Source organism: Ferrovibrio sp. (assembly GCF_017994015.1).
In the GTDB taxonomy this organism is placed as follows: Bacteria; Pseudomonadota; Alphaproteobacteria; order Ferrovibrionales; family Ferrovibrionaceae; genus Ferrovibrio.
Window position 1 is genome coordinate 53,243 of the sequence record NZ_JAGOLP010000003.1, and the last position, 10,637, is coordinate 63,879.

Annotated in this window: 12 protein-coding genes; 5 read left to right on the top strand and 7 right to left on the bottom strand. The window is 56.8% G+C overall.

What is annotated here, in order from left to right; translation table 11 throughout:
* Nucleotide 1: 1 nt before the first annotated feature.
* The 5 genes from KBB36_RS03165 to KBB36_RS03185 form a co-directional block, all read right to left on the bottom strand.
* Complete coding sequence (locus tag KBB36_RS03165) at nt 2-838, bottom strand: alpha/beta hydrolase (RefSeq protein ID WP_290977157.1); 837 nt, start codon at nt 836-838, stop codon at nt 2-4.
* An 805-nt stretch (nt 839-1,643) separates the two neighbouring features.
* Nucleotides 1,644-2,597 (bottom strand): tetratricopeptide repeat protein, encoded by a 954-nt coding sequence (locus KBB36_RS03170; protein WP_290976766.1) that lies wholly within the window; start codon nt 2,595-2,597, stop codon nt 1,644-1,646.
* Between the two features lie 35 nt (nt 2,598-2,632).
* Nucleotides 2,633-3,100 carry a hypothetical protein gene (locus tag KBB36_RS03175; protein ID WP_290976769.1) on the bottom strand — a complete coding sequence of 156 codons (468 nt, stop codon included), beginning with the start codon at nt 3,098-3,100 and terminating at the stop codon, nt 2,633-2,635.
* Nucleotides 3,101-3,128: 28 nt separating this feature from the next.
* The gene (locus tag KBB36_RS03180; RefSeq protein ID WP_290976771.1) at nt 3,129-4,130 is read right to left on the bottom strand and encodes a hypothetical protein; all 1,002 of its coding nucleotides are present in this window, start codon (nt 4,128-4,130) and stop codon (nt 3,129-3,131) included.
* Nucleotides 4,127-4,957: a CsgG/HfaB family protein gene (locus KBB36_RS03185; protein ID WP_290976774.1), complete on the bottom strand. Its 831-nt coding sequence runs from the start codon at nt 4,955-4,957 to the stop codon at nt 4,127-4,129. Before KBB36_RS03185 ends, KBB36_RS03180 begins: the two co-directional genes overlap by 4 nt.
* A gap of 321 nt (nt 4,958-5,278) precedes the next feature.
* Between KBB36_RS03185 and KBB36_RS03190 the strand changes: the two genes are divergently transcribed.
* The gene (locus KBB36_RS03190; RefSeq protein WP_290976777.1) at nt 5,279-5,938 is read left to right on the top strand and encodes a LuxR C-terminal-related transcriptional regulator; all 660 of its coding nucleotides are present in this window, start codon (nt 5,279-5,281) and stop codon (nt 5,936-5,938) included.
* Nucleotides 5,939-6,055: 117 nt separating this feature from the next.
* Nucleotides 6,056-6,625 carry a hypothetical protein gene (locus KBB36_RS03195; RefSeq protein WP_290976780.1) on the top strand — a complete coding sequence of 190 codons (570 nt, stop codon included), beginning with the start codon at nt 6,056-6,058 and terminating at the stop codon, nt 6,623-6,625.
* 10 nt (nt 6,626-6,635) lie between these two features.
* Here KBB36_RS03195 and KBB36_RS03200 read toward each other — a convergent pair whose 3' ends face one another.
* Together KBB36_RS03200 and KBB36_RS03205 are read right to left on the bottom strand one after the other, a co-directional pair.
* The gene (locus tag KBB36_RS03200; protein WP_290976783.1) at nt 6,636-7,325 is read right to left on the bottom strand and encodes a response regulator transcription factor; all 690 of its coding nucleotides are present in this window, start codon (nt 7,323-7,325) and stop codon (nt 6,636-6,638) included.
* 302 nt (nt 7,326-7,627) lie between these two features.
* Nucleotides 7,628-8,245, bottom strand: a complete 618-nt coding sequence (locus KBB36_RS03205) for an OmpA family protein (RefSeq protein WP_290976786.1) — start codon at nt 8,243-8,245, stop codon at nt 7,628-7,630.
* Between the two features lie 385 nt (nt 8,246-8,630).
* Between KBB36_RS03205 and KBB36_RS03210 the strand changes: the two genes are divergently transcribed.
* Genes KBB36_RS03210 through KBB36_RS03220 form a run of 3 tightly spaced genes read left to right on the top strand, consistent with a single transcriptional unit; the run spans nt 8,631 to nt 10,556 of the window.
* Nucleotides 8,631-8,936 carry a hypothetical protein gene (locus KBB36_RS03210; protein ID WP_290976789.1) on the top strand — a complete coding sequence of 102 codons (306 nt, stop codon included), beginning with the start codon at nt 8,631-8,633 and terminating at the stop codon, nt 8,934-8,936.
* A gap of 12 nt (nt 8,937-8,948) precedes the next feature.
* The gene (gene nhaA, locus KBB36_RS03215; RefSeq protein WP_290976792.1) at nt 8,949-10,274 is read left to right on the top strand and encodes a Na+/H+ antiporter NhaA; all 1,326 of its coding nucleotides are present in this window, start codon (nt 8,949-8,951) and stop codon (nt 10,272-10,274) included.
* Nucleotides 10,275-10,280: 6 nt separating this feature from the next.
* Nucleotides 10,281-10,556 carry a hypothetical protein gene (locus KBB36_RS03220; protein ID WP_290976795.1) on the top strand — a complete coding sequence of 92 codons (276 nt, stop codon included), beginning with the start codon at nt 10,281-10,283 and terminating at the stop codon, nt 10,554-10,556.
* The last annotated feature ends 81 nt before the right edge of the window (nt 10,557-10,637 follow it).

Genomic DNA, 10,637 nt, shown 5'->3' on the forward strand with positions numbered 1-10,637 from the left:
TTCAGACTGCCGCCTTGAAGAAGGTCAGCAGATCGGCGTTGATCAGATCAGCATTGATGGTCGCCATGCCATGGCCAAGGCCCGGATAGACCTTGAGACGGCCATTCTTGACCAATTTGCTGGCAAGCAGCGCCGAATCCGCGATCGGCACAATCTGATCGTCATCGCCATGCATGATGAATACCGGCACGTCAATCTGCTTCAGATCTTCGGTGAAGTCGGTTTCAGAGAAAGCCTTGATGCAATCATATTGGGCCTTGGTGCCGCCCATCATGCCCTGGCGCCACCAATTCTCGATGATACCCTGGGAAACCTTGGCGCCTGGGCGATTGAAGCCGTAGAACGGGCCGGAGGCGACATCGAGGAAAAACTGCGCCCGGTCGGCGATATGGGCGGCGCGGAAGCCATCAAAGACCTCGATCGGCAAGCCACCCGGATTCTTTTCGGACTTCACCATGATCGGCGGCACCGCGCCGATCAGCACGGCCTTGGCAACCCGGCCCTTCTCGGCCCGGGCGACATAACGCGCCACCTCGCCGCCGCCGGTGGAATGGCCAACATGAATGGCGTTTTTCAGGTCCAGCGCCCTGGCCAGCTCGATCACATCGGCGGCATAGGTATCCATCTCGTTGCCGCTGTAGGTCTGGGTCGAGCGGCCATGGCCGCGGCGGTCATGGGCGATAACCCGGTAGCCCTTGGCATAAAAATAGAGCATCTGGTTGTCCCAATCATCGGCACTCAGCGGCCAGCCATGATGGAAAACGATGGGCTGCGCATCGCGCGAACCCCAATCCTTGAAAAAGATGCTGGTGCCGTCCTTGGTGGTGATCGTGTCCATGATGCGGATATCCTTGGCTGCGGGAGTGGGTGCGCCGGGCGAAGCCTGGGCAACAGCAGCAGCAGGCAGCACAGCCAAAGCGGCAATGCCCATGCCGCCCTTCAGAACCATACGGCGCGACGCACTGATTGTTTGGCTGTTATTGGTCATCTGACTGCCCCGTCTGTTGCCCGCCGGCTCGGCGGCTTGGTTTCAACACGATCAGGGTGCCGGATTCTGCCCCGGCTTCACATCAGACAAACAGTATGCGGCATCATATCTTGGTATAGGGTCTGTAACGCCCGGCCTGCTCTGGTCATTTCCGCATGAGGTCTATGGCCGATACAGGAATGGCGCAACAAAGACAGCCAGGCTCAGCCCTCCACTGCTGTCACAGCCAATAATTATTCTGGCGCCCAATACCAATCCTGCTTCCGGCTTCCAGGCAATGCCACAACGACATCACTATTTGCTGCGGCACAGACCCGCATCCGCAATGGTCGTTCACCGCCGGGCAGGCACATGTCGCGCATGGCACAGCCAGCGATAGGCGCCGCATCAGGCGGCGGCAACATAGCCTGGCAGCTCGACTTCACACGCTGGTCCAGCCCGGCCAGGGGATCGCGGGTGGGCGCCGCCTCGCTTGGGCGGCTATTCTGCACCGCAGACGGACCACCTGCAAATGGACCTCGCGCCAGTGATGTCCCGCCTCCACCATCCAGTGCACCAAGTGCCGCGCTCACCAATGGCAGCAGAGGGGTGCAGCCACTGCTGAGCAGCAGCAGAAAAGCGCCGGTGACAAGACGGATATTGCCGACGCTAATTTTCATAAGCTGGCTTTTAACAACGAAGCCTGCTTGCGCTGCTGCTGCCAGAGCAGTGCCGCTTCCGTTGCGCTGGCCACATCAACCGGCGATAATTGCGGCGCCAGTTCATTGATTGCCCTGGAAGCGGCTTGTTTGAGAATTGTATTCTGGCTTGTAGCTACAATCAGCAGCCATTTCAGTGCAGCCGGCGGATTAAAACGCTCGTCTCGCGGGCGCAATAGCAGCAGGGCCAGATTATATTGTGATGTTGCCAGGCCCCGGTCAGCCGCCATGTTATACCATTTACAAGCCGCCTTGAAATCCTGCGGCACTCTTGCATCGTTGTGATAATGCTGCCCAAGAAAATGCTGAGCATCGGCAATGCCGTTTTCGGCCGCATCCATCATCAGGGCCATGCCGCGCTCGCGCTCGGCCACCGCATCGCCATCGTGAATGTATAATGCACCCAGATTCGCCTTGGCTTCAGGCAATCCTTGTGCGGCGGCGGTTTCAAACCAGGTGATGGCGCTTTCCCTGTCACGGGCAACGCCATTGCCAATAAGCATCAATTGCGCCAGGGCATTCTGCGCTCGGGCATGGCCTGTCCCCGCTGCGCGCTGAAACAGATGAACTGCCTTCTTCCTGTCTTGCGGAATCAGAGCGCCATGTTGATACAACATGCCCAGCACAAAACATGCGCCAGGGTGATTCTGCATCGCCGCTGCGGAAAGCAGCAGGCGGCATTTTTTCCGCCCAGTAGGACCCAGCTTCCCGACCAGGCCCAATACGCCCAGCCGGTATTGTGCTTCCGCATCGCCGTTATTGGCAGCGCGGATCAAATCCTCCAGATCGTTGAGCGGAAGCGGCGGCATTGTTGCCACGCTACGCTGTGGTGGCGCAGACTGGGCCATGGCACCGAAGCTGCGCCGCGCAATGGCATACATCACCATAGCCAGCATCCAGCGCCCATTCATTGCCGATCCTCCCGCAACCGTCGCCATGGTTCACCTTACGGCTGATTGTTGCTGTTCTTTTGCAGCGCCGTGATCGAGTTATCAATCTTGGTCTTGGTGTCGGCGACTGAATCCTGGTTTCCGGCGCTAGTCTGATCGGCAGTCTGGCCGACACTCGCAGTGGAGCCACCGGTCACGGTCTGGTTGACCTGATTCATATTGGCGATCGAGGTCGAGCTCGAACTGTATTGGGTGACATACTGGTTGAGCGCGCCCATGCCACCGGCCGAGGCAGCACTGTTGCTATCCATACGGCCCTGGAAATCGAATTGAGCAGCCATGCTGGGAGCACGGGCGGGGAAATTGTAACCCTCGCGGCCCATCTGCTGGGCCGTGGCGGATTGACTGATGATCGTTAGTCCGGCCAGTGCGGCAAAGGAAAAGAGCTTTGTCCAAAACATTTGAGCCTCCATTGATGGAATTTGAAAAGTGGCAATGGGAAAGAGAGCAAGAGTGGGGAACATCGCCCTCTTTCCCAAAGCCAAAGGTTGGTTACGGGGTCGCAACCACCGGAGTCTTGACCGTGATGGAGGCATTGTTGCCCACCGCGGTGGCAACCGAGCTCACGACCGGGCGAGTCAAGCTGCCCAGACCGCTGTAGTTGCTCAGCGTCACGCCAGTCACCTTCGAATTCGCCTTCACATCGGCGTAAGCGAACTGAACGACATCGCCGATCAGCAGGCCATCAGCCGCCGTAGCCGGAGCAACGGCAACAGTCAGGTTATTGCCAACCGCCGTGGCCGAGCTATCAACCGAGGCATTGAGAATGTCGCTGACAGTCGACTTGGCTTCGATCTTGGCCTTGGTCAGGCTGCCGTTCAGCGCCAGGGAAGCAAGGGCGCCGGCAACAGTCATGTGGGAGTTGTTGGTGCCGAAATTCGGAATCGCACCAAGCTCGCCACTGCCATCGCCGATGGCAAACTGGCCGATATGCAGTTCAGTCGCCACATCCGACGCGATGCTCATGTTATTGGCAACCGCAGTGGCGGTGCTGAGAACAGAAGCCAGATCGGTAGCAGCCGAGAGCACGGCAGTGGCCGGCACTTCAACCGTGCCAAGCGCCAGCGTGCCAACCACGGTGCCGTTGACATTGGGCATCTCATCGCCCTCATCCACGGTGCCGCTCAGCACATTCGCGCTCTTGAAGCTGTCTTCCAGCACCACCACGCCGGTCCCGCCGAGACCATAATGGAACTGGAAATCGACATTGCCGAGATCCACGGTGCCAGCGGAAGCCGGCTGGGTGTTGGTGGCGCCTTCGACGATCGAGGTCGCTGTCACATCACCAATACTGCCCTGGAGACCTTCAATCATGGTCATGCCGGTCGGCGCGATATTGATATTGACATTGACATTCTTGACCACGGTCTCAGTCACCGTCGCATCCCAGGTCCAATCGACACTGTCGAAAGCGCGAACCGGGGCAGTCGACATCAGCGAGATGGCAACCACAGATACGCTAGCCAGCAGGCCAGCCTTGATAATGCTGTTCATTTCTTCGTTCCTTTGGGTTTCGAGAGGGATTCTTCAGCATAGGTGGTCCGTTCGAGCTGGCACTCGGCCGAACTCGGCAGACCCATGTATTCCGTCATGATTTGGTAAACAGCCATCTCGACGACGGACCTCACACCGAGCTGAAGTGGTTCGTTTTGAATACGCCCCGCATCAAACTCGACGAGCCTTGAGCCGAAGAAACGGAATACGTTTGCTTCGACCTCATAACCAAAAATCTGTTTTTGCAGTGAGCTGACAAAGCGCACATCGAAGCTCTGCGAATTGACCACCCGGACATCCAGCCCAACATTGATCACCACCGTGCGCGCACCACCACCGATGCCGCCAACCGAAAGCCGCGCACCTTCGCTGACAATATTGTAATTCAGTTCCGTCAGCGCCCCCATGACAACAAAGTTGCTGGCACGAATGGGCGCCGCTGTTTGCGCCGGCGCCTGCGCCAGCTTTTGCTCGACCATACGGGCTTCAGCCAATGGAATACGCAGATCAAAGCGTTCCACCAGATTGACGCGCCGTGTCTTGTAGAAGGCGCTCATCATCATTTCCGTGATGCCTTGCGACAGCACCGCGCCGTTATTCGAGCGATCAACCTGGCCGGTCTTGTCTGCCACTTCGCCGATGGTGAATACAGGCAGATTATTGCCTGGCAGTCTGGCCAGCATGGTCAGGCATTGCGAATAAGGTGTGTCATTGTTGGTGACAGGGAGGCCGTAGGTTGGGCGAACGCCCTGGCTTGGATAGACGTCTTGTCCGGAGCATGCGCTCAACGACAAGGCCGCCATGGCTATCATGGGCAAACTGCGCACCGAACTCTCCCGTCTGTTATGGCGTGGGGTGTTTGACCGAATTTGCAATTCCAGGCCTTGCACCAACACCGTGATCTTCTGCCGCCACAATACGGATTGCTGACGAATACAGAAGGAAACAGGTGGTCGGATTTCCGCGCAAAGGGAGTAGGCGTTTTCGCGCCGTTATCTTTAGTGAGTGAAGCGCCCTACCTCTTATGCTTTGCATCCAATGCTGTAGTCGGCAGACGAAGTGACTACAGTGCGGAAGCAGTTTCTGCGTAGAAATACGGGCAGCAATAATGTCCTTGCGGATAGCCTGATGACAAAAATGGGAAAGCAATGTTCACCAGTCGGCGCGTATTGATTGCTTCAAGGAAATCCGATCTTGCCTGGGCCTTGCACCACGAGGTGATGCGTCTGACACAATGGAAATTGATCGGCATCATCGATCCGCGCGTCGGCGATTCATTCGATCACGCCTGCGCCATGGCTGATCTGGTATTGATCGAAGCCGACGATCTGATCTGGCTGTGGGATAACAGATTGGATGAAACGCAGAATACTTTATCAACCGTGCATGCGGTGGTGATCCTGTCTGATCAACAGATGCTGGATATCGTCAGTCGGGCACAGAGGAATTGCGGCCTGTTGCTGCGGCAGAAGTTTGGCGACGTACCGATTGATCTGCTGGAACTGGCGATCAAAGGATATATGTCTATATCGGGTGCGCTATTGCATCGCCTGATTGCCAATCGCCTGCGCCTCGATATCGTGGGCAGCCTGTCGCCGGAAGAGTTGCGTGTGCTGGCCTATATTGGCGCGGCCTTGTCGAACCGGCACATCGCGCAAAGAAGCGGCCTGGCGGAAAGCCGTGTGAAGACACTGGTGCATTTGGTAACGCATAAATTGCGCATGCAGAATCGCACCGCCGTGGCTGTGTTTGCATCTGAGAATGGCCTGGTGCCGACCAAATCCGAGGTAGCCATACCACTTTCTTGAAACCTGCCGATCTGCAATTTCAGCCTATTGCCGACGCAAATGGATGGGGCGGCACTGACTGCCTTCCTGGCTGCAATAAATGCACTAGTTTAAAATCTCATTGATGGGAGAGATATCATGATGCCGATCCTCACCACCCCCCCACTATTGGCCCGCTCAGTATTGGCCCGCCCAGTATTCGCCCGTGCGCTATTGGCTGGAGCCATTCTGATAGCGTCGGCTGTCCTCTACGATGGCGCGGCGCATGCTCAGGCAGGCAATCTGCCCTATCAGGCCGGCGGCGCCGGGATCAGCACTGGAGCACGCCAAGCGATCCTGAATGCCCGCCTGCTCGGCAATCGGCCGGCTAATCTGGTGCGTGATGGTGCTGGCGGGCTGCTGGATGTCTCACGTCGTGGCAATCAGGCCTTTCTGTCATCGCCGGGTAATGGCGCCTTCCTGCCGGGCGCGCGGCCCGGGCGCGGCTGGGCTGCTGGCCTGGGTACTGGCCTGGGCTGGGGGCTGTTTCCCGCCAATGCCAGCCTGGCCAGCTATTACGGCCGCAGCAACCATCCGGCCGAAAGCATGATGCAGTGGATCTCCTTGCTCGGCCCCGGCATCAGCCGAATGTCGGCTGAAGGCATGTCGCCCTTGAGCGACGCTGCCTCACCACTTGATGCCTGGATATTCCAAGCCGATCTGAGTTAGACCTCGAAGCCTAAGCCTGCCGTAATATCCTTGCCGCAGGCTGCTCGGCGGTCACATCCGCGATAATGCCATTCTGCAACGCCCATATGGCTGCCTGGGTACGATTGCTGGCGTGGGTTTTCTTCAAAACGCCCTTCAAATGCACCTTTACTGTGCCTTCGGTGATTTGTAGCTGATTGGCAATTGCCTTGTTGGAATGGCCATTCACCAGGCAGGCTAGAATCTCTGTCTCACGATCCGACAACGCGCCACTGCGCTCGGTTGGCCCACTATTCTGTGCCACAAAGCGATTATTGATAAGCAGATGCGCAAGATCGGTGGGAAACACCTTCTCACCCATCAACACCAGGCGCAGTGACTGTTTCAGCGCATCCGCCGACATGTCCTTCAGCAAATAGCCATCCACACCAGCACTCAACGCTGTGGCGAGGCGTGGAATACCAACCGTATCGGTCAGCACCACCACGCGCGGCGGCACTGCCACAGAGCGCGCACAGAGCATCAGCTCGGGCAACACTTCGCCATAGCCATTGGTATCAATGATCACAATCCCTGGCTTTTGCGCTATTACCTGACTAGCGCCATCCGAGAAAGATGAGGCCTCATAAGAAACATAAAAGGGTGAATCATCCAGGATGCGCCGAAGGCCCTCCCGAAATAGCTGGTTGCGATCTATGTGCAACACCGAAGTTCCGTCCATGCGGCTTCCCCTTTGGGAATGGAAGTAGGAATGGATATGCAAATTCGTGATTGAGCGAGTGGAAATGAACGTAAGGGAATCTCGTTAGATAGCCTAGGGAGCGTTTGGCAGCGGCCTTGTGCATTCGCGCTGTCATTCAGGGCAGCGCCGTCGTGATGAGTACTCCCTTTGGCTGGCATCTCCCTGTTGTCGTCATGATCTACTCTGTTTTATGCATGATGAGAGACCGCGCTGCTGCTTCGCTCTGGGCAAGAAGCAAAAGCTGGATTGTCGATCAGCGACGGCCTGGTGGTTTTGATCGTTTATCGAACCGTGATCAGAAGTACCTCTACCTGATTCTCGCGCCGTAAATCCGGATCGCCAAAGGCGCCGACCTGGATTTTGAAAGCAGGTATACCGGCTTGGATGAGTGCGTCGCGCACAACCTCGACACGACGCTCCCTCAGAACCAAGCTACGCCATTCCGCACTCTTCATATTGGATGAACCGTCAATAGCGAGACGCGCGGTTGGATTTTCGGTCAGATGGGCCGTGATATCAGCGGCCAATTGTGCGGCGGACGGCCGAAGCTCGGCACTATTCTCGTCAAATTCGAAATGCCGATATGGTGTCCAGTTATTAAAAGCACCACTCGGGCTCAGCACATCTTCCAGTCCCGCATATTGTCGCGGCCATATCGGGTCGGAGAAATCACCCGCCGTATTTAGGTTTGGCACAAGCCTCAGCACGGCATCCAGTTGGCTGCCGGCGCCTGCTGCGCTTGGCGCATCGGGCCCAGCTATATTGATTCTGAGCTTTGTCCAATCCCCGGCGCCGTGAACATTGCTGATGCTGTTCACGCTTCCAGTATATCGATCATGCTGATTTTTTATGGTGACAATTGCCAAGGCGACGGCAGCCAAGCATAAAGCGGCTTTCATTGCGCCTGCCCTGCGTTCAATCGTGTTGAAGCGCCGAGTTCAGCCGCATCGATCATCAAATCTGCTACAGCCATATGTCCCATGATTGAACATATGCCTTTATGATAGGCAAAAAAGGTAGGGACGGAAAATACGCAAGGCGCAGCTTTACTTTTGCGACCACTCTACAACAACCTCACCAATGGTTGAGTCAAAGTTCACTGCACTTTGCATTGCCTGGAAGAATACATTTTTTAACGTGATGTTCGAATAGCTGCGAGGCGTCACTGGGAAGCAAGGCCGCTCGCATATTGGATTGATACTTTGCGCTTGCCTGGTTGCGGAATCTACTCATTTTGCATGATGCCATGTCGCTATACCGTGCGAGGGAATGGTAAGCTGCGCGATGTCTGAAAAAACACCAACTGAAACCACGCCGCAACCGCCGCTCAGCCCCTCTCTCTCGCGTTGGGAGGATGAAGGCGGCGCGCCGAGCGAGCCTTGGGTGTTCAATGCCTTGAGCAACAAGGATCGACGCATTCTCGAATCGCTGGGTGCCGCTATTGTCAGCATCTGGAATGATTTGCCCACGGCTATTCAACGCAAAGTTTTCCAACACGCCATTGCCGAGGCCGCCTTCGATCCGACCCTGCTGGCAGAGCATATTGCGCGTTTCCTGCATGACCATAAGGACGATACAGGTGCGGCTTAGAGCCCGCCGGTCATGAACGAGAGCCAGGCCCGCCTGCCCCGGGAGCCGGCTGACTTTTTCACCAAGCCTTTTGCACGTTTCCTACAGATCGAAACCGCCAGTGCCGGTGCCTTGCTGGCCGTCACCCTCTGCGCCGTTATTCTGGCCAACTCGCCCTGGTCAACGCCATTCCTGGATTTTTGGCAGATGCCGCTTGGCGTCAGTATAGGCTACATCGAATTCACCCGATCACTTCAGCATTGGGTCAATGATGCTTTGATGACGCTTTTCTTTTTCATCGTTGCGCTGGAGCTGAAGCGCGAGATGGTGGTGGGGGAATTGCGCAACCCACGCATGGCGGCACTTTCGCTGGCTGCCGCGCTGGGCGGCATGATTGTTCCGGCCACATTGTATTATATTCTGGCGCGTGGCACGCAGGGTGCGCATGGCTGGGGCACAGTAATGGCCACCGACACCGCCTTCGTGATCGGCTGTCTGGCCGTGCTTGGTGCGCGAATTCCGCTCAGCCTGCGGCTGTTTCTGCTGTCGCTTGCGATTTTCGATGATATCGGTGCCATTCTGGTGGTTGCCATTGGCTATGGCGAAACACTGAATTGGCAGGCCCTGGGCCTCACAGCCGCAGGCATCGCCCTGGTGCCGGCAATGACCTGGATGGGCATTCGCAGTATTCCCGTGTATTTCATCGTCGGCGGGCTGATCTGGCTTGCACTTGATGCTTCTGGCATTCATCCAACGCTTGCCGGCGTTATTCTCGGCCTGCTGACGCCGGCGCGCGGCTGGGTCAGCGACAGCCGATTACATGCGATTCTGCATCGGGTTGTAGCACATCCACCAAGCAAAGATTGGAGCGGCGATACCAGCGACCGTCATGATTTGCAGCGCGCCAATATTGCCACGCGCGAAGCATTCTCACCGGTGGAGCGATTGGAAATTCTGCTGCACCCCTGGGTGGCTTTCATCATCATGCCACTCTTTGCGCTAGCCAATGCCGGCATACCGATTTCCCTGGAGAAACTGGATACCGCCCTGGCATCGGCGATTATTGCCGGCCTGGTGGTTGGCAAGCCTGTTGGTGTGGTTCTGTTCAGTTTCCTGGCTGTCAAACTGCACCTGGCGCAGCGGCCGCCGGATATGAACTGGGGTCTGCTCGTCGGCGGCGGCCTGCTTACTGGCATCGGCTTCACAATGTCGCTGTTCATCGCCGGTTTGGCCTATGGGCCTGCCCTGCTGAATTCAGCCAAGATCGGCATCCTGGTGGCATCGAGCTTGGCAGGTATCTGCGGGCTGTTGTTATTGCTATGGCAGACGCGCCATTTTTCACTTCATGTGAAAGGCTAGGGCAGCATGACAACCCGCATAACGGAAACCAGGATCACGTTCACACATCCCTTCAGCCTCAGTTGCTTCAAACAAGCACAGCCTGCCGGCACCTATCTTCTGGTGGTCGAGGAGGAGGAGCTGCTCGGCCTGTCATTTTCAGCCTACAGAAAAACTGCGACAACATTGCATGTGCCGGCACTTTCCGTCATCAGCGGCTCGCGTGCGGCCTATGCGGTAGATGCTACTGAACTTGAAGCGGCCTTGGCCGCAGATACACGCTCGCATCCCGATCCAGTTTAGGATTTGGGGCGCCTGATGCAGAAACAGGGATAGCCATCGACATCATGTCCTGGATAGCCCCGGGAAAGGCGTCCATGCATT

Bases quoted from the DNA above. Each gene is read 5' to 3' on its own strand.
- KBB36_RS03165 (WP_290977157.1), bottom strand. From the start codon at position 838: ATGGACACGATCACCACCAAGGACGGCACCAGCATCTTTTTCAAGGAT.
- KBB36_RS03170 (WP_290976766.1), bottom strand. From the start codon at position 2,597: ATGAATGGGCGCTGGATGCTGGCTATGGTGATGTATGCCATTGCGCGG.
- KBB36_RS03175 (WP_290976769.1), bottom strand. From the start codon at position 3,100: ATGTTCCCCACTCTTGCTCTCTTTCCCATTGCCACTTTTCAAATTCCA.
- KBB36_RS03180 (WP_290976771.1), bottom strand. From the start codon at position 4,130: ATGAACAGCATTATCAAGGCTGGCCTGCTGGCTAGCGTATCTGTGGTT.
- KBB36_RS03190 (WP_290976777.1), top strand. From the start codon at position 5,279: ATGTTCACCAGTCGGCGCGTATTGATTGCTTCAAGGAAATCCGATCTT.
- KBB36_RS03195 (WP_290976780.1), top strand. From the start codon at position 6,056: ATGATGCCGATCCTCACCACCCCCCCACTATTGGCCCGCTCAGTATTG.
- KBB36_RS03200 (WP_290976783.1), bottom strand. From the start codon at position 7,325: ATGGACGGAACTTCGGTGTTGCACATAGATCGCAACCAGCTATTTCGG.
- KBB36_RS03205 (WP_290976786.1), bottom strand. From the start codon at position 8,245: ATGAAAGCCGCTTTATGCTTGGCTGCCGTCGCCTTGGCAATTGTCACC.
- KBB36_RS03210 (WP_290976789.1), top strand. From the start codon at position 8,631: ATGTCTGAAAAAACACCAACTGAAACCACGCCGCAACCGCCGCTCAGC.
- nhaA (WP_290976792.1), top strand. From the start codon at position 8,949: ATGAACGAGAGCCAGGCCCGCCTGCCCCGGGAGCCGGCTGACTTTTTC.
- KBB36_RS03220 (WP_290976795.1), top strand. From the start codon at position 10,281: ATGACAACCCGCATAACGGAAACCAGGATCACGTTCACACATCCCTTC.